Annotated in this window: 17 protein-coding genes; 4 read left to right on the forward strand and 13 right to left on the reverse strand. The window is 66.2% G+C overall.

Going from position 1 to position 17,794, the window contains the following annotated elements; genetic code table 11:
* Positions 1 to 154 precede the first annotated feature (154 nt).
* On the reverse strand, positions 155 to 958 hold the full coding sequence (locus BLQ85_RS13900; protein ID WP_074577852.1) for an isocitrate lyase/PEP mutase family protein: 804 nt from the start codon (positions 956 to 958) through the stop codon (positions 155 to 157).
* Between the two features lie 103 nt (positions 959 to 1,061).
* On the reverse strand, positions 1,062 to 1,835 hold the full coding sequence (locus tag BLQ85_RS13905) for a hypothetical protein (RefSeq protein ID WP_074577853.1): 774 nt from the start codon (positions 1,833 to 1,835) through the stop codon (positions 1,062 to 1,064).
* A 147-nt stretch (positions 1,836 to 1,982) separates the two neighbouring features.
* Between BLQ85_RS13905 and BLQ85_RS13910 the strand changes: the two genes are divergently transcribed.
* Positions 1,983 to 3,161, forward strand: coding sequence for a fumarylacetoacetate hydrolase family protein (locus BLQ85_RS13910; protein WP_074578206.1), 1,179 nt, complete (start codon positions 1,983 to 1,985; stop codon positions 3,159 to 3,161).
* Between the two features lie 22 nt (positions 3,162 to 3,183).
* Positions 3,184 to 3,906, forward strand: a complete 723-nt coding sequence (gene queC / locus BLQ85_RS13915; RefSeq protein ID WP_074577854.1) for a 7-cyano-7-deazaguanine synthase QueC — start codon at positions 3,184 to 3,186, stop codon at positions 3,904 to 3,906.
* 40 nt (positions 3,907 to 3,946) lie between these two features.
* Here the strand turns inward: queC and BLQ85_RS13920 are convergent, their stop codons facing one another.
* From BLQ85_RS13920 to argC, 5 genes are all read right to left on the reverse strand, one after another.
* The gene (locus tag BLQ85_RS13920) at positions 3,947 to 5,554 is read right to left on the reverse strand and encodes an MFS transporter (protein WP_074577855.1); all 1,608 of its coding nucleotides are present in this window, start codon (positions 5,552 to 5,554) and stop codon (positions 3,947 to 3,949) included.
* The gene (locus BLQ85_RS13925) at positions 5,547 to 7,358 is read right to left on the reverse strand and encodes an ABC transporter ATP-binding protein/permease (RefSeq protein ID WP_074577856.1); all 1,812 of its coding nucleotides are present in this window, start codon (positions 7,356 to 7,358) and stop codon (positions 5,547 to 5,549) included. Before BLQ85_RS13925 ends, BLQ85_RS13920 begins: the two co-directional genes overlap by 8 nt.
* 26 nt (positions 7,359 to 7,384) lie before the next feature.
* On the reverse strand, positions 7,385 to 8,353 hold the full coding sequence (locus BLQ85_RS13930) for a 5'-nucleotidase (protein ID WP_074577857.1): 969 nt from the start codon (positions 8,351 to 8,353) through the stop codon (positions 7,385 to 7,387).
* A 22-nt stretch (positions 8,354 to 8,375) separates the two neighbouring features.
* A complete protein-coding gene (locus BLQ85_RS13935) occupies positions 8,376 to 8,933 on the reverse strand; it encodes a histidine phosphatase family protein (RefSeq protein ID WP_074577858.1) in 558 nt (185 codons plus the stop codon).
* Positions 8,934 to 9,173: 240 nt separating this feature from the next.
* Positions 9,174 to 10,106: an N-acetyl-gamma-glutamyl-phosphate reductase gene (gene argC, locus BLQ85_RS13940; RefSeq protein WP_074577859.1), complete on the reverse strand. Its 933-nt coding sequence runs from the start codon at positions 10,104 to 10,106 to the stop codon at positions 9,174 to 9,176.
* 118 nt (positions 10,107 to 10,224) lie between these two features.
* Here argC and BLQ85_RS13945 point away from each other — a divergent pair, with 118 nt between their 5' ends.
* Complete coding sequence (locus tag BLQ85_RS13945) at positions 10,225 to 11,118, forward strand: LysR family transcriptional regulator (RefSeq protein ID WP_074577860.1); 894 nt, start codon at positions 10,225 to 10,227, stop codon at positions 11,116 to 11,118.
* On the opposite strand, the gene BLQ85_RS13950 is transcribed toward BLQ85_RS13945, so the two are convergent.
* Genes BLQ85_RS13950 through ilvA form a run of 4 tightly spaced genes read right to left on the reverse strand, consistent with a single transcriptional unit; the run spans position 11,113 to position 14,882 of the window.
* Complete coding sequence (locus tag BLQ85_RS13950; protein ID WP_074577861.1) at positions 11,113 to 11,958, reverse strand: adenosylcobinamide-GDP ribazoletransferase; 846 nt, start codon at positions 11,956 to 11,958, stop codon at positions 11,113 to 11,115. The genes BLQ85_RS13945 and BLQ85_RS13950 overlap by 6 nt on opposite strands.
* Positions 11,959 to 11,975: 17 nt before the next feature.
* Positions 11,976 to 13,037 (reverse strand): nicotinate-nucleotide--dimethylbenzimidazole phosphoribosyltransferase, encoded by a 1,062-nt coding sequence (gene cobT, locus BLQ85_RS13955; RefSeq protein WP_074577862.1) that lies wholly within the window; start codon positions 13,035 to 13,037, stop codon positions 11,976 to 11,978.
* Complete coding sequence (locus BLQ85_RS13960) at positions 12,994 to 13,257, reverse strand: cysteine-rich CWC family protein (protein WP_074577863.1); 264 nt, start codon at positions 13,255 to 13,257, stop codon at positions 12,994 to 12,996. The genes cobT and BLQ85_RS13960 overlap by 44 nt, the downstream gene beginning before the upstream one ends.
* Positions 13,258 to 13,268: 11 nt before the next feature.
* Positions 13,269 to 14,882 (reverse strand): threonine ammonia-lyase, biosynthetic, encoded by a 1,614-nt coding sequence (gene ilvA, locus BLQ85_RS13965; RefSeq protein WP_254806439.1) that lies wholly within the window; start codon positions 14,880 to 14,882, stop codon positions 13,269 to 13,271.
* A gap of 296 nt (positions 14,883 to 15,178) precedes the next feature.
* Here ilvA and BLQ85_RS13970 point away from each other — a divergent pair, with 296 nt between their 5' ends.
* Positions 15,179 to 15,637, forward strand: coding sequence for an OsmC family protein (locus BLQ85_RS13970; protein ID WP_074577864.1), 459 nt, complete (start codon positions 15,179 to 15,181; stop codon positions 15,635 to 15,637).
* Between the two features lie 25 nt (positions 15,638 to 15,662).
* Here BLQ85_RS13970 and coq7 read toward each other — a convergent pair whose 3' ends face one another.
* Entirely contained in the window at positions 15,663 to 16,292 is a 630-nt protein-coding gene (coq7, locus tag BLQ85_RS13975; protein WP_074577865.1) for a 2-polyprenyl-3-methyl-6-methoxy-1,4-benzoquinone monooxygenase, read from the reverse strand.
* A 113-nt stretch (positions 16,293 to 16,405) separates the two neighbouring features.
* The gene (locus BLQ85_RS13980; RefSeq protein WP_074577866.1) at positions 16,406 to 17,677 is read right to left on the reverse strand and encodes a porin; all 1,272 of its coding nucleotides are present in this window, start codon (positions 17,675 to 17,677) and stop codon (positions 16,406 to 16,408) included.
* Positions 17,678 to 17,794 lie beyond the last annotated feature (117 nt).

A 17,794-nucleotide genomic window follows, 5' to 3' on the forward strand; every position in this document is an offset into this window, starting at 1 on the left:
TGTTCCTTTCAAGACGGTTAAAAATTGGGTGTCACACCGTATTGACGATCCTGCCTTGCTGTTTGTGACGCCTGCCTCCAAAAAAAGAGAAATAAATGAAAAATCGCCTGAACCCAGGCGGATTCAGGCGATGGCGGGAATGCGGTCGCTGGAATCAGCGGTCAGTCGCCAGCAGGGCGTTCATCGCCGAATAGTCAAGCTTGGGGCCCAGCAGCGGCGACAGGTCTTGTTGGAGCAAGGCCTCGACGCTGGTTTTGGCATGTTCATACGCCACCTGGAAGGGGCCCGGCCCTACGCTGAGGCGCCGCACGCCGGCCGCCTGCAGCGCGGCAATCGCCGGCAGGCCGGGCATGGCCATCACATTCAGCGGCATGCTGACGGCCGCGCTGATTTCCTGCACCTCGGGCAGGGCGGTGAGGCCGGGCACAAAAGCGCCGTCGGCGCCGGCCGCCTGGTAAAGCTTGAGGCGCTCCACACTGGCCTGGGCCGGGCTGCCCTCGACCTTGAGCCGGCGCAGGTAGACGTCGGTGCGCGCATTGATGAACAGCGGCTTGCCTTTGAGCGCGGCGCGTATGGCGCCTATCTTGCCCGCCAGCAGCGCGGGTGCATCGCTGCCGTCTTCGATGTTGATGCCCACGGCGCCTTTGCCCGCAAGTTCGGCGGCCAGCCGGCCCACTTCAGCCGGGTCGGCGCTGTAGCCGTCTTCCATGTCCACCGTGAGCGGCACTTTCAGCACGCGCGTGATGTTGCCGACGGCATGCAGCAATTCTTCAGTCGGCAGCGCGCCGCCGTCGGCATAACCGCAAGCCCAGGCCAGCGAGGCGCTGCTGGTCGCGACGGCGCTGGCGCCGGAGGCCTCAAAAATCTTCGCGCTGGCGGCATCCCAGGCATTGGGCAATAGCAGCAGGCTGCCGGCCTGGTGGAGTTGGAGGAATTGCTGGTGGTGCAGGGCTTGCATAGGGCGTTCTCCGCTGGAAAAGAGTAAATCGCCAGCTTAGCAAGGCGCGGCGTCTAGGCCGGCCATTTCCGGCCCTATATATCCAGCACCTTGGGGAAAGTGCTTAGCCCCTGCGGAATTCCAGCTCAAAACGGGCCAGGCCCGCGTAGTCAAATTTCAGGGGCTGGCCGGCCGGTACCGTGAGCACGCCGGCATAGGAACCGGTGATGACGGCCTGGCCGGCCTTCAGGCCCAGGCCGCGCTCGCGCAGAAAATTCGCCAGCCAGTAGAGCGGCGCGCGCGGGTCGCCGTTGGGGTGCCGGGCCTGGGTTATTTGCCGGGGCTCATCGCCGGCCTGCCAGTGCAGCTCAAAGGCCGCGGCCTCGGGCGCGGCCAGTTCAGGTCCCAGCCACAGGCCGTTGTTGACCAGGCCGTCGGCCAGCATTTCAGGAAAGGGCAAGCCCGTGGGGTCGGCATAGCGGCTGGCGCAGATTTCCAGGGCCGCATGCACGCTGCCTAAAGCCGCGGCAATCTCGGCCTCGGTGTAGGGCCGCTCGCGCGCGGGCAAATCCTTCGCCAGCACAAAGGCCAGTTCAGGTTCGACCTTCACGCTGTCCAGTTCCCTGTTCGCCGGAAACGCCACGCTGCATACTGCGGCGCGGCTGATGGCGGGCTGGTAAATCGGCGCGACCACCAGCTTGCCGGGGCTGGGCGGCGAGGCCTTCCAGCCGCCCACGGCCTGGCCCAGGCTGCGCGTGAGGGCAAGCTGCACCTGCCAGGCGTCTTCGAGCTCCAGCGGGCGGCAGCTCTCGGGCAGGCGGACGCCGGGTTTTCCGCTGTTGCGCCGGTCGGCCAGTTCCGTGGCGGCTTGTGTGATCTGTTCAGGGGTGAGGGGCATGGCGGTCGGGTAGAGGAGAGGGGTGGGCGGCCTGCGGCGCGCGGGCATTTCAGTGTAGCGGCGGCGCCACCCGGCCTTTCCCCTGCAGTCCCTGTAGTATTGGCGGCTTCAGCCCGGTTTTTGGGCGCATTCCTTCTTTTGACCACCATGAAAAACTCCCTGAGCCTTGCTTCCGCCCTGCCTGTTGATGCCGCTGACGCCCTGCTGGTCGGGCGCGTGTGGGTGGAGGGCACGGGGCCGGTGCTGGCACTGGTCACGCCCGAGTCCGTGTTCGACCTGTCCAGCGTGGCGCCGACGGCCAGCCAGTTGCTGGAGCTGCCCGGCGTGGCCAAGGCTGTGCGCGCGGCCGTGCCCTCGCTGCCGCGCCTGGCGGGTACGGCCGAGGTGCTGGCCAATTCCGCGGCCGATGCGCGCAAGCCCGCGCTGCCCTGGTTGCTGGCGCCCTGCGACCTGCAGGCGCTCAAGGCGGCCGGCGTGACCTTCGTGGCCTCCATGCTGGAGCGCGTGATCGAGGAGCAGGCGCGCGGCGACGCCAGCAAGGCCGAAGCGGTGCGCAAGGCGGTGGTCGGCGTGATCGGCGACAATCTCAGCAGCATCAAGCCCGGCTCGCCCGAGGCCGACAAGCTCAAGGAAGTGCTGATCGCCCAGGGCGTGTGGTCGCAGTACCTGGAAGTGGGCATAGGCCCCGATGCCGAGATCTTCACCAAGAGCCAGCCGCTGAGCGCGGTGGGCACGGGCGCGGAAGTGGGCATACACCCGCACAGCCACTGGAACAACCCCGAACCCGAGATCGTGCTGGCCGTCAATTCGCGCGGCGAGACGGTGGGCGCGGCGCTGGGCAACGACGTCAACCTGCGCGACTTCGAAGGCCGCAGCGCGCTGCTGCTGGGCAAGGCCAAGGACAACAATGCCTCCTGCGCCATAGGCCCCTTCATCCGCCTGTTCGACGACAAATTCAACATCGAGCACGTGCGCCGCAGCGACCTGAACATGACGGTCACCGGTACCGAGGGTTTTGAAATGAAAGGCGGCAGCTCGCTGAGCAAGATCAGCCGCGACCCGCTGGACCTGGTGGCCCAAGCCATAGGCGCCAACCACCAGTACCCCGACGGCTTCATGCTCTTTTTGGGCACCATGTTCGCGCCCACGCAGGACCGCCACGGCCCCGGCCAGGGTTTTACCCATGTGGTGGGCGACGTGGTGACGGTGGCCACGCCGCAGCTGGGCTGCCTGGTCAACCGCGTGACCACCTCCGACAAGGCCGCACCCTGGACCTTCGGCATCTCGGCGCTGATGCAAAGCCTGGCGAAGCGAAAACTGATCTAAGCGCGGCAAGGAGGCGATCGGCATGCATACATCGGCACTCGTTTTATTCTCGGGCGGGCAGGATTCCACCACCTGCCTGGCCCTGGCGCTGTCCAAATACGAACGCGTCGAAACCGTGGCCTTTGACTACGGCCAGCGCCACAAGGTGGAGCTGGAGGCGCGCCTGAACGTGCTGCGTGAGATCAAGCAACAGTTTCCGCAGTGGGCCCACAAGCTTGGCGAAGACCATTTGCTAGACCTGGCGGTGCTGGGCCAGGTCAGCGACACCTCGCTGACCCGCGACGTGGCCTTCAAGATGGAAAGCTCGGGCCTGCCCAACACCTTTGTGCCGGGGCGCAACCTGCTGTTCCTGACGCTGGCGGCGGCGCTGGCCTACCGGCGCGACCTGCAGGTGCTTGTCACCGGCGTCTGCGAAACCGATTTTTCGGGCTACCCCGATTGCCGCGACGACACCATCAAGGCCATGCAGCTGGCACTGTCGCTGGGCATGGACAAGCGCTTCCTGATCGAAACCCCGCTGATGTGGATAGACAAGGCCGACACCTGGCGGCTCGCGCACGAGATCGGCGAAAAATCGGGCCAGCCGCAAGGCGGCGAAGCGCTGGTGAAGCTGATCGTGGAGCACACCCACACCTGCTACCTGGGCGACCGGGTGCACCGGCATGCCTGGGGTTATGGTTGCGGGACTTGCCCGGCCTGCGAGTTGCGCGCCCGAGGCTTCGAACGCTACGCAGCGGCTGGCTGAACTGTTTGTTCCTTCCCCCAGCGGGGAAGGAGCCAGATCTTCACAGGCTGTCTATCACGCAGCGCGTTACGAGGGGCGGCTCCTCGCCGATATGAAAAGCCAGTTTGCGCTCCCGCAGCACCACGTCGCTCGCGGTGACACGGTCGAAGCGGCGCAGGTGCTCGGTCCAAGATTCGTCGACGATCTGCTCGACAAAACGCCCGGGCTTGTTCACATCGCGCAGCAATTCCCATTCGAGCGCACCCTGGCGCAAACGGCTGCGCCGGCTTTCCTGCATCAGCGCACGGAAGTCGTCGGCGCGCGCCGGGTCTATCAGGTATTCAATCGTCACCACCACATTGCCCACACCGGGCGGCTCTTCGGCCACGGGCGCCTTGAACTGGCGCGAAGGCGTCATGTCCTCCTCGATGCTGAGGTCGGACACCAGGCGCTGGGCCACCAGCATCACCACCGTGCCGCTGGCGGCGGCCACCAGCAGGCCGGTGGAGACGCTGCTCAGGGTGGACACATGGCCCCACAGCGCGGCGCCGGCGGCGCTGGCGCCCATGATGGCCATCTGGTACATGGACATGCCGCGGGCGCGCACCCAGTCGGGCAGGGCCAGCTGGGCCGACACGCTGAGCGAGTTGGCGCAGGTGATCCAGGCCATGCCGTTGAGCACCATGGCCGGCACCGCCACCCAGGCATTGGGCGCAAACGCCATGGCGGCCATGGAGACCGACTGCAGCAGCGTGGCGCGCATCACCAGCACGTCGCGCGGCATCATCTGGCGCAGCCGCGGCAGGTTGAGCGCGGCCACGATGGCGCCCGCGCCCATGGAGGCCAGCAGCAAGGTGAAGGTGCCGGCATCGCCGCCGTGCAGGCCGCGCGCCACCAGCGGCAGCAGCGCCAAGAGGGCGGTGGAATGGAAAAAGAAGATGGCGATGCGCAGCAGCACCGAGCGCAGGCGCGCCGACTGGCCGACGAACTGCAGGCCCACGCGCATGGCGCTGACCAGGCGTTCGCGCCCCAGCGGGCTGGGCGCGTGGTCGCGCCGCCAGCGCATGATGACAAAACCCGAGATCACGGACAGCACGGCGTTGAGCACAAAGACGTATTCGGTGCCGGCGCCGGCGATCAGCGCGCCAGCCACCAGCGGGCCGACGATGCGCGAGGCGTTCATGGACACGCCGTTGAGCGCCAGCGCGGCGGGCAGCTGCACGCGCGGCACGAGTTCGGGCACGATGGCGGCGAACACCGGCCAGCGCATCGCCAGGCCCACGCCGTTGGCAAAAGTCAGCGCCAACAGCAGCGGCGGCGTCATCACGCCCGAGATCACGGTGATGGACAGCAGCGTGGCCACCACCGCCACCCAGAACTGCGTCATGATGAAGTAGCGCCGCCTGTCCAGGATGTCGGCCAGCGCGCCGCTGGGCAGGCCCAGCAGGAACACCGGCAAGGTGGAGGCCGACTGCACCAGTGCCACCCAGATCGGCGAGGTGGTCATGGAGGTCATCATCCAGGCGGCCGCCACGTCGTTCATCCACATGCAGATGTTGGCGACCAGCCAGGTGCTCCACAGCATGCGGAACACCGGGCGCCTGATGGGCGCCCAGGCGGAGAGGTCGGCGGGCTCCGGCGCGGGCGGCCTGGACATTTCTTCAGGCATGCGCGGCGCCTCCCTGGGGGAGCTGGCTGGCCGTCAGGCTGTACAGGGCATTTGAGCCCGCTGGTTGTTTCTCCAGCGTCCACTGCCTGTCGTGGAAGGCCGCCACGTTGGGCCGGTGGGCAATGGAGATGATGGCGCCGCCCGACGCTTTCACGAGCGCGAGCAAGCGTTCATACAGCGTCTTTTCGGCGGTTTCGTCGAGTGCGCTGGTGGCTTCATCGGCGAAGATCCACATGGGCTTCTTCAGCAGCACACGCGCGATCGCCAGGCGCTGCTGCTCGCCGCCCGAAAGCTTCTGGCTCCAGGCGTCTTCCTGGTCAAGCCGTGCCGCCAGGTCGGGCAGCAGGGCCTCCTCAAGCGCCTGCCTGAGGGCGTCGTCGCTGTAGGCCGAGGCGGGTTCCGGATAAGCCAGTGCATCGCGCAGCGAGCCATTGGGGAAATAGGGGCGCTGCGGAATGAACATCGCATTGCCGGGTTTGGCGATGCTGCCGCTGGCAAAAGGCCAGATGCCGGCGAAGGCGCGGAACAAGGTGGACTTGCCGCTGCCCGAGGGGCCCTTCAGAAGGATGTGGTCGCCGGTGTGCGCCTTCAGCGAGGTATCGGCCAGCAGCACGGCACCCGTGGGCAGTGCCAGCTTGAGGCCCGTGGATTCCAGCGCGTTGGACGGCGTGGTGACAAGGCTTTCATTGTCCTGGGTCTGCGCGACCATGCTGTCTTCAAAGCTGGTCAGGCGGTCCGTCGTCGCGCGCCAGCTGGCGAGCGTGTCGTAGTTGTCCACAAACCAGCTCAGTGAGTCCTGCACCTTGCCGAAGGCCTGCGATATCTGGATCAGTTCGCCGAGCTGGATGGCGCCGCTGAAGAACCGCGGGGCCGCCACAAGGAAAGGGAAGATCACGGCGGCCTGGCCGAAGAAACTCTGGAACCAGATAAGTTTTTTGTTGGCGCGTATCAGATTCAGGTAGTTGGCGAGCACCGTCGTGAAGCGTCCGTCGAGCTGGCCGCGTTCCACTGTTTCGCCGTTGTCCAATGCGATGGATTCGCTGTATTCGCGCACCCGTACCATATGGTGGCGAAAATTGGCCTCGTAGCGCTGCTGCAAGAAATTGAGCTTGATCAGCGGCCTGCCGATGTAGTGCGCCAGCATGCTGCCGACCACGCAATAGGCCAGCGCGGCCCAGACCATAAAACCTGGAATGGCATAGCTGCTGCCGCCCAGGGTGAATCCGAAGGAGCCTGAAAGCGCCCAGAGAATGCCGACAAAGCTGACCAGCGTCACGGCGGCGTTGAGCAACCCCATGCTCAGTGAAATCGTGGCCGTGGTGAAGGAATGCACGTCTTCCTGGATGCGCTGGTCGGGGTTGTCCGGACTTTCGTTGGCATTGGCCGCGGCGGTATAGCGGCCAAGCTCCATTTTGTAGAAGGCGCGATGCGACAGCCAGCGGCGCAGGTAGTCGCGTGTCATCCAGGCGCGCCAGCGCATTTGCAGCAGCTGGGTCAGGTAGAACTTGTAGACGGCGATGATGATCGCCCCAAAGGCGAGGTAGCTGAACCGGCCCATCTGCTGCCAGAACACCGTTTGGTCCTTGTTCTGAAGCGCGTCGTAAAACACGCGGTACCAGTCGTTGAACTGCACCGCCATATAAACCGTGCCCAGGTTGAGCAGCACGATGGCTATTAGCAGCAGGCGCGCCTTCCATTTTTCTTCCGACCGGAAGTAGGGCGCTGAAAGCGCCCAGACCCTTGCGCAGAATTGACTGAAAGCGCTGAACTTGGCGAGCGGGCCGGAAGGGGGCGTCTGGTTCATGGCGGGCGTTCTTTGTTGTTCGAAGTTCAGGAAAGCTGGTTGGACACACCGCTGGCCACATGGCCCGAGGGCACGTGCTGGGCGGCGGAATTCACGTGGCCGGTCTGGTCGTCAAAAAAGAAGTCGGGTTCGAATTCGCGCAGGAATTCGCCCTTGGCAAGGCCGCCCAGGAACATGGCCTCATCGACCTCGATGTTCCATTCCATCAGCGTGCGTATGGCGCGCTCGTGCGCCGGGGCGCTGCGCGCGGTGACCAGCGCGGTGCGTATACGCATGTGCGAGGTGCCGACCTGCTGCAGCCGGTGCAGCGCTTCAAGCAGGGGCTTGAAGGGGCCGGCCAGCAAGGGCTGCGAGGCCTTGTCGCGCTCGTGCTGCTGGAAGGCGGACAGGCCCTGGGCCTGGAACACGCGCTCGGCCTCGTCCGAGAACAGCACCGCGTCGCCGTCGAAGGCGATGCGCACCTCGTTGGGATGGGCATCGCTGGCGCGCACCGAATGCGGGTAGACCTGCGCGGCCGGCACGCCCGCGGCCAGCGCGTCGCGCACGTCGCTCAGGTGGGCCGACAAAAACAGGTTGGCGTGCAGCGGCTTGAGGTAGCGCCAGGGCGCCTCGCCGCGGTTGAAGGTGCCGCGCTCAATCTTGAGGCCGTAGTGCTGGGCCGAACGGAACACGCGCATGCCGGATACCGGGTCGTTGCGCGAGAGGATCACGACTTCCACGCGCTGCGCGGGCGCCGCCGGGCTGGCGGCCTCGCCGGCGCTTTCGGGCGCGTCGTTAAAGGCCAGCAGCTTTTTGACCAGCGAGAAGGCCACGCCGGGCTTGGCCGGGACATCCAGGCGTTCGAGCTGCAGCTTCATATAGGCCGCGTCTTTTTTGACGCCGGGCGGCGGCGCGGCCGTCATGCCGCTTTCAAAGACCTGGTTTTCTTCCTCAAAATCAAACAGCGCGCGTGACGAAATCGCCACCACGAGCTGACCATCCAGGGTTGCTGCCATTTTTTGTGCCTTGTCGGTTTCGTCAGGAGGGTGTTTTCAGTTCGAGTGTGCACCATTGGCCGTAGGCTGGTGCGTTTCTGGGCCAGTCGCCGGCCTGGCTGATCTGACGCACACCACGCGCAATCAGTTCCGCGGCGCGTATGACACCGGCATGGGTGATCCACAGCGTGTCGGGCCGGCCTTGCAATTCGTCAAAGGCCGCAGCCACGCGCGCCATGACCTGGCTGGTGCTTTCGCCGCTGCCGCCCGCGGCGTATCCGGCGAAGCCGTCTGTCCAGGCCTGCAGTTCGGCGGGGGCGATGTCTTGCCAGGCACGGCCTTCCCAGGCGCCGAAGTCCATCTCCTGCAGCCGTGGGTCGCTGGTGAAAGCCAGGTCGGGCCGCAGTTCGGACAAGGCTTGCGCCAGTTGCGCGCATCGGCTGAGCGGGGAATGGCTGACGCGGATGCCGGCGGGGAGCCACTGTGCCAGCGCCTGTGCGCATTCGGCGGTCGCCGCGGCGTCGGCCGCCACGTCCCGCCTGCCGTAGCAGATGCCGGCGTCAACCAGCGGCGTTGCGTGGCGGGCCAGCCAGAGTTTCATGGCTGGCTAGCTGCCTTGATCGTGGAGGGAAGGGATGCGGTGGTCATGGAAAGGGGCTGCTGCTATGGCTGGGGCGTGAGGCAGTGCGTGCCTTGCGGCAGGGGCCCGCCATGCCCCATGGCCTATTCTAGAGTGGCGCTGGCACGGCAAGCCCCGCGCCGCTGCGGGGCCAGCTCTGGAACTGCTGGCGGGAGCCCGCCATCCGGCATCCCTTGCCGAACCTGCCGTGCTGTTTAAGCGCTAGGCCGCGTGCTGCAGCATCAGGTCAAGGTTTTGCACGGCCGCACCCGAGGCGCCTTTGCCCAGGTTGTCGAACACGGCGGCCAGCAGCACCTGGCCATGCTGCGGGTTGGCGAACACGGCCAGCCGCAGCTGGTTGGTGCCGTTGAGTGCCTGCGGGTCCAGGTGCTGCGTGGCCTGAACGTCTTTTTGCGCCATCACCTCCACGTGCGCGGCGCCTTCGTAGTACTGCTGCAGGCAGGCTTGCAGCTGGTCGGCGGTGACGCCCACTGGCAACTGCCGCAGCAGCAAGGGGATGGTGAGCACGATGCCCTGGCGGAAGGAGCCGTAAGCCGGCAGGAAGAAAGGCCGCTGCGCCAGGCCTGCATGTTGCTGGATCTCGGGGACGTGCTTATGGGCCAGCTCCAGGCCGTAGACCTGGAACATAGCTGCATGCGCTGCACCCGCGCCTTCATGCGCATCCACCCGCGCGCGGCCGCCGCCGGAATAGCCCGACACCGCGTGGATGGCCAGCGGATGGTCGGCGGGCACGAGGCCGGCCTTCACCAGCGGCAGCAGCAGGGCGATGGCGCCCGTGGGGTAGCAGCCGGGGTTGCTGACGCGCCGCGCGCTGGCGATGCGCTGGGACTGCTCCGCGCTCATCTCCGGGAATCCGTAGACCCACTGCGGGTCGGTGCGGTGCGCGGAACTGGCATCGATCACGCGCACGGCCGGGTTCACGATGGAGGCCGCCGCATCGCGCGCAGGCCCGTCCGGCAGGCACAGCAGCGCGATGTCGCAGGCATTGATGGCCTCCGAACGGCGCGCCGGGTCCTTGCGCTCCTGCTCGGGCAGCGTGAGCAGGCGCAGGTCGTTTCGGCCCTGCAGGCGTTCGTGGATCTGCAGGCCGGTGGTGCCCTGGTCGCCATCGATGAAAACAAGGGGTGCGCTCATGCGGTGCTCCTGGTGGGGTGGATGGCTCAAGCCAAAGAAAGAAGGCGAATCTTCCGTGACGCCGTAGAATTTGAAAAGTTGAATTTCATAAACACCAACATCAGATTTACTGAACGTCATGCGCGAACTCAACCTGGACCGGCTGCGCACGCTGGTCACCATCGCAGAACTGGGCTCGTTCGCCGAAGCCGCGCGCGTGCTGCACCTGGCGGCGCCCACGGTGAGCCTGCACATCGCCGACCTGGAGGCGCTGTGCGGCGCCCCCCTGCTGGTGCGCAAGCGCGGCGAAGTGCGGCCCTCGGGCGTGGGCGAGGCGCTGGTCGAGCGGGCGCGGCGCCTGCTGGCCGATGCGGACGAGGCCATGGAGGTCGTGCAGCGGCAGGTACAGGGGCTGGCGGGCCGGGTGCGGCTGGGCGCCTCCACGGGCGCGATTGCCCACTTGCTGCCGCAGGCCCTGGAGGTGTTGGGCCGAAACCATCCCGGCATCGACGTGCAGGTGGCCGTGCTCACTTCGCAGGACACCATGGCGCGCCTGGCCAACGGGTCGCTCGACCTGGGCCTTGTGGCGCTGCCGCAGGCGGCGGTGCAAGGGGTGAAGGTAGAGCCCTGGCGGCGGGACCCGGTGATGGCCTTCGTTCCATCGTCCTGGGCGGCACCCCAGCGTGTGACGCCGAAGTGGCTGGCGGCCCAGCCCCTGATCCTCAATGATGTGGGCACCAGCCTGTCGCGGCTGAGCGCTGAGTGGTTCGCGCTGGCGGGGGAACACCCCAAGGCGCGCATCCAGCTCAACTACAACGACGCGATCAAGAGCCTGGTGGCCGCCGGCTACGGCGCCACGCTGCTGCCGCACGAGGCCTCGTCCACCACGCCGCTGGACCCGCGCATCCGCATGCTGCCCTTGCGCCCCGCGCTGTGGCGGTCGCTGGGCATTGCGCACCGGGCGGGCCCGGTGGAACGCGCGACGCAGCATGTGCTGGACGTGCTGTGGCAGCAGCGCCAGTCAGAGTTATAGGCTGATGGCCAGGCCGAAGTAAAAAGCGATTTCGCAGACCTGCTGGGTAGCGCCCAGGCAGTCGCCGGTAAAACCCTGCAGCCTGCGCTTGAACATCCGCCCCATCCACAGCAGGGCCAGGAGAGCAAAGCTGCAGGCGACGATGAGGTTCAGGGCGTCCAGCGCCAGGGCGGCCAGGGCCAGCGCCACAAAACACCAGGCAAAGCCGATCAGCAGGGCGCCCGGCGCAATCTGGTCGGCCAGCGGCTTGGATTTGGAGGCGGCCGTGTCGCCCACATGCGGCAGCAGGTAAATCAGCAGCAGCGGCAGGCCGCGCGAGACGACGTGGCCCGTCCACAGCGCGGCGCAGATGTACCAGCCGGCAAAGGGCGCTTCCTCCCAACCGGTGGGCGCGCCTTCGACCGAGCCGAGTATGGCCAGCAGGGACACCTTGGCGAGCACGGTCAGCACCAGCGCCATGGCGCCGAAAGCGCCCACGCGCGAGTCTTTCATGATCTGCAGCGCATGCTCCCTGTCGTGGCCGCCGCCCAGGCCGTCGGCCGTGTCGGCCAGGCCGTCCTCATGAAAACCCCCGGTCAGCAGTACGGTGGCGGCGGTGGACAGCACCGCGGCCACCAGCGGCGTGAAGGTGGTGTCGGGCAACAGGGCCTGCACCAGGGCGTACATGGCGGCGGCGAAGGCGCCGGCCAGGATGCCTATGCCCGGGAAATGCCCCGCGCTGGCGCGCAGCATCTCGGGGCTGTAGCCCACCCATTCGGCCAGCCGCCCGGTGATGGGGATGCGGGTGAAGAACTGCACGGCGAGCAAATACTCGCGCACGAACTGGGCGATGGCGGTCATACGGCGCCCATGGCGGTTTACGCGCCTTCCTTGCCGCTCACGCCGGCCGACTCAAAGCTGGCCATCTCGCCCAGGAAATTGGCCGCCGACTGCAGAAGCGGCCAGGCCAACAACGCGCCCGTGCCTTCGCCCAGGCGCAGGCCCAGGTCTAGCAGCGGGCTGGCTTTCAGGTGGGACAGCAGCAGGTGGTGGCCGTGTTCATCGCCGCGATGGCCGAACACCATGTAGTCCTGTGCGGCGGGGGCCAGGGCCCGGGCCACCAGCGCGGCGGCGCTGGCGATAAAACCGTCGACCAGCACCACGCGGCGCTCGCTCGCGGCCTTCAGCATGGCACCGGCCATCATGGCGATTTCAAAGCCGCCCAGGGCGGCCAGCGCGGCAAGAGGATCGGTGGCGCCGGCATGGCAAGCCAGGGCATCCGTCAGCACCTGGCGTTTGTGCGCGAGCTGGGCATCGTCAAGCCCGGTGCCGCGGCCCGTGGCGTCATTAATGCCGACGCCCGCCAGGCGCGCGAACAGCAGGGCGGCGGCCGAAGTGTTGGCAATGCCCATTTCACCGAAGGCGACGACATTGCCGGGCAGCTGGCCCACGATGTCCATGCCGGCCTGCAAGGCGGCGCGCGCCTGCGCGGCCGTCATGGCGGCTTCGTGGCGGCTGTTGCGGGTGCCGTGCGCGATTTTGCGCGGCAGCAGCTGCGGGTGCGGCGCAAGCTCGGCCGCGACGCCGGCGTCCACCACCCGCAGGGCAAAACCGTGTTGGCGCGCGAAGACATTGACAGCGGCGCCGCCGGCCAGCATATTGCCGACCATCTGCACGGTGACGGCCTGCGGGTAGGCCGAAACGCCTTCGGCGGCGATGCCGTGGTCGGCCGCGAATACCACCATTTGCGGCTCGCGCAGCGTGATGGTGTCGCTTTGCTGGACCAGGCCCAGCTGCAGCGCCAGGCCTTCAAGCCGGCCGAGCGCGCCCAGCGGCTTGGTCTTGTGGGCGATCTTGTGCCGCAGCCTGGCCTCGAGCGAGGCATCGGCGGTGGGTTCAATCGCGGGCAGGAGCAGAGGTGGAAAGTCGGGTGCGTTCATCGGTGATCAGCTTGAGGCAGGCGGGGCAATAGCAGGACGGCGCGCTGGCTTCCGTGCGCGCGGGACGTTCACCAGGGACAGGCATGACGTGCGGCAGTTGCACGCACCAGCATTCGGCATCGCCCGCCACCATGCCGCAGCGCAGGCCGGCGCCGCAGCGCGGGCACACCGAGGTGTTGGCCGATGCGGGCCTTGCCGATGGTGCGCCTTGCGGGTTCATGGCGGCGTGCCCTAGCTTTGCAGGAAGAGCCGGTAAACCGGGTTGGCGGTTTCTTCGACATGGGGGTAGCCCAGCGTGTCGAGGAACTCCTTGAAGGCCTTGTTGTCGGCCTTGGGCACCTGCAGGCCCACCAGGATGCGGCCGTAGTCGGCGCCCTGGTTGCGGTAGTGGAACAGGCTGATGTTCCAGCCCGGCCGCATGCTGGAGAGAAACTTCATCAGCGCGCCGGGGCGCTCGGGAAAGATGAAGCGCAACAGACGCTCGTCCTTGGAGAGGGCGCTGTGCCCGCCCACCATGTGGCGTATGTGTTCCTTGGCGAGGTCGTCGTGCGTGAGGTCCAGGGTCTTGAAGCCGTGGCGCGAGAAATTGGCGGCGATCTTGCCGCTCTCGCCCTTGGCCGAGGTGGTCAGGCCCACGAAGACATGGGCCTTGGCGTCGTCGCTGATGCGGTAGTTGAACTCGGTCACGCTGCGCGGCCCGCCGGGCAGCTCGCCTATGACTTCACAAAAGCGCCGGAAGCTGCCGCGCTCTTCGGGAATGGTCACGGCGAACAGGGCTTCGCGTTCTTCGCCGACCTCGGCGCGCTCGGCGACAAAGCGCAGGCGGTCGAAGTTCATGTTGGCGCCGCTCAAAATCGCGGCGTAGGTCTCGCCCTTGGTCTTGTGGGTGGCCACGTACTGCTTGACGGCGGCCACGGCCATCGCGCCCGAGGGCTCGACGATGCTGCGCGTGTCGACAAACACGTCCTTGATGGCGGCGCAGACCGCGTCGGTGTCGACGGTGATGAATTCATCGACGAGTTCGCGGCTGATGCGGAAGGTTTCCTCGCCCACCAGCTTGACGGCCGTGCCGTCGGCGAACAGGCCCACGTCGCTCAGGGTGACGCGTTTTTGGGCATCGACGGACTGCAGCATGGCATCGGAGTCGTTCATCTGCACGCCTATGACCTTGATCTCGGGCCGCACGGCCTTGATGTAGTTGGCCACGCCGGAGATCAGCCCGCCGCCGCCTATGGCCACGAACACGGCGTCCAGCCGGCTGGAGCCCAGGCTTTGCAACTGCATGAGGATTTCCATCGCGATCGTGCCTTGCCCGGCGATGATGTCCGGGTCGTCGAATGGGTGCACAAAGGTCAGGCCATGTTTTTTCTCGAGCACTACGGCGTGAGCATAGGCATCGAAGTAGCTTTCCCCGTGCAGCACGACATTTCCGCCCCAGGCCCTGACGGCGTCGACCTTGAGCTGCGGCGTGGTGATGGGCATCACTATCACGGCACTGGTGCCGAGCTTTTGCGCACTGAGTGCAACGCCCTGCGCGTGGTTGCCGGCCGAGGCGCAGATCACGCCTTTCTTGAGTTGCGCCGGACTCAAATGGGCCATCTTGTTGTAAGCGCCGCGCAGCTTGAAGCTGAACACCGGCTGCTGGTCCTCGCGCTTGAGCAGCACGGTGTTTTTCAGGCGCAGGCCCAGGTTCCTGGCGGGCTCAAGATTCGATTCCACGGCCACGTCGTAGACACGCGCCGTGAGAATTTTTTTCAGGTAGTCGGCGGGGCTGAGCGGCTTGCCGGGCTTGGCAGACGGGGCGGTTTTGGGGCGGGATGAGGCGGGTTTGGTCGGGGTGGGCATGTTTTTCTCGCAGCCTGACATCATAGTGGGGCGAGAAACAAGCGAAGAAGCGCCGCAAGAAGTCGTGCCGGCAAGAAAAAAGGCCCAGACCTTGCGGTCTGGGCCTGTAAATCCACCCTTAGAGGAGGTGGAGGAGACAACCAGTGCACAAAATACCTTGGGATGCCGGGGGCATCGGTATTGGTGCGATGATTTCAGTATAGCGGAGCAATGTTGCGCTGCACAATCTCTTGTGGCACAAACTCCACATTTTTCACGGTTTCAGTTATAAATCTTATGCATAAGGAGCGGAGTTTATGGAATGCACGGTGAGCTGGACGGGCAACAGCACTATCACAGGGTCTCGCTCCAACATGAGCTTTCTCGCCGAAACCGGCAGCGGCCATACCCTGGTGATGGATGGCGCACCCGACGCGGACAAGCCCGAAAACGGCGGCGCCAACCTGGCGCCCCGGCCCATGGAGACCGTGCTGGCGGGCACTGGCGGCTGCACGGCCTATGACGTGGTGCTGATCCTCAAGCGCGGCCGCCAGGACGTGCGTGGCTGCTCGGTCAAGCTGAGCGCCGAAAGGGCGCCGGTGGACCCCAAGGTGTTCACCAAGATCCACATGCACTTCGTGGTGACGGGCAAGGGACTTGCCGCCAGCGCCGTGGAGCGCGCCGTGGCCATGAGCCACGACAAATACTGCTCGGCCACCATCATGCTGGCGAAAACCGCGGAGATCACCACCAGCTTCGAGGTGCTGGAGGTTTAAGCCATCCGGACGGGGCGCCGCCGCTTCAGAGGTAGTGCGCCGTCGTCGTCATGACGCGCGCCGCCGAGCGCATCAGCGCCTTGACCGGCTCGGGCAGCTGCAGGGCGCCGGCCTGCTCGGCCTCGCGCGCATGCAGGGCTTCGTCATCTTTCATCTGCGCCACGATGGCGCGTGACTCGTGGTCGCCCTGCGGCAGGCGCTCCAGGTGGCCGGCCAGATGGGCTTCGACCTGGCGTTCGGTCTCGACGACAAAGCCCAGGCTCAGGCGGTCACCCAACCGGCTGGCGACCAGCCCGAGGCCGAAGGCGCCGGCATACCAGAGCGGGTTGAGCAGCGAAGGGCGGGCGCCCAGTTCGTCCAAGCGAGCCTTGGTCCAGGCCAGGTGGTCGCCTTCTTCGCGGCTGGCCTGCAGAAAATGCTCGCGCAGCGCCGGGTCGCGCGTGCCCAGCGCCTGCGCCGCGTACAGGGCCTGCGCGCAGACCTCTCCCACATGGTTGACCCGCATCAGCGCGCCGGACAAGGCCTTGTCCTGCAGCGCCAGCTCGGTTTTTTCACCGGGCACGGTGGGACAGGCGCGGCTGGCGCGGGGGGCGGCGAAGAGGGTGCGCAATGCGCCGTCGGCGGCATTCAGCGCGGTGTCGAGTGCGGTGGTCATGGTGCCATGTTAGCGCCAGGCTTGGGCCATGAGAACACCCATGAAAAAAGCCCCCGTGAGGAGGCTTTTTTGCGTAACCGGCCCGGTTTGAGTCCGGGCAGCGGGGTTCCGGTTTAGAACGTGTGGCGGATGCCCAGGGCGATGTTGGTGGAGCCAACGCCGGCCGACGCGGTCACGCCGCCGAGGAAACCGTTGCCGCCTGGGGCAACCTGGCCTTGGCCCTTGTTGTTGAAGCGGGTCAGGACGGCATTCAGGTTGGTGCGCTTGGACAGCGCGTAGGTGTAAGTGAAACCGTAGGAATCGGTATCGGCGTTCACCGTGCGTTTGTCGTCCAGGCGGTTAAAGGCCACCACCCAGGTGTGTGGGCCGGTGGTGAGGCGGTAGCCGATGTGCATCAGGCGGGCGTCCTGGCGGAAGGCTGCGTTGTAGGCGTTTTGGAACGCCGCGCCGACGGCCGCGCTGCCCGTGGAGGTGGTGACCGAAGTGCCGATCGAGGAGATGCCGCTTGGATTGTCGTCCTTGATGGTGGCGTACTGGCCGTACAGGGTGCCGGGGCCGACGTCGACCGTGGCGCCGATGAGGTCGTTGGTCAGGGATTTCTGGCCCAGCTCGTTGTTCTTGCCGTTGTGGCCATAACCCACCGAGAAGCCGTCGCCCTTGTAGGTGGCCATGCCGCCCCAGAACCTGCTTGCGGAGCTGCTGCCCGCAACTTCACCCGCGCCGTACATCAGCAATGCCGTGACGCCGCCGGTCTGGATCGCGTACTGCAGGGTGTTGCTCAGGCGGATGTCGAAGGCGGCGGGCAGGCTAGCGACCTGGCCGGCGGCCAGGCTGGACTGGGTCTGCGAAGCGTCAAACTGCGCGGCCACCAGGTAGCCGGGCGTGTACTGGCGGCCCAGCGTGAAGGCGCCGATGGGGGTCACCATGCCGACATAGGCCTGGCGGTCAAACAGGTTGCCGGCCAGGTTCACGCCGAATGCGCCGGTCGCGAGCGTGGTGTTCACGCTGGTGATGATCGCGTCGCGGGTTGCGACAGGAATCGGAAGGCCCGCGACACCGGCGGCCACCGAGGTGGCGACGCGGTCAGGCATCTGGGTGCCGGAGTTCGGGCGGTTCGTCACGGAACCGGTGTCCAGTTCCAGGCGGTTTTCGAGGGTGAAGATGGCCTTGTAGCCGCCACCGATGTCTTCCGAGCCGCGAAGGCCGAAGCGCGAACCTTCCATGATGCCGCTGGCAATCGTGCTGACGGAGCCTTGGCGCAGGCCGCTGACGTGGTTATAGCCTGCGTCAAGAATGCCGTAGACGGTCACGGTGCTTTGCGCCATGGCGGCCGAGGTGGACAAAAGTCCCATGATCGCAGTTGCAACGAGGGTCAGTTTTTTCATGGAGTCTCCAGGAGTTTTATTGATAAAAAATCGGTGAATGGCGGGAAAATCTTGACGCCCGTCCTTACCCTGCAGGCCGTCTTTGTGAAGGAAAGATTAATGGCGATGGGGTGAACC

Origin of the sequence: Polaromonas sp. JS666, from assembly GCF_900103405.1 — a bacterium.
Taxonomy (GTDB): domain Bacteria; phylum Pseudomonadota; class Gammaproteobacteria; order Burkholderiales; family Burkholderiaceae_C; genus Polaromonas.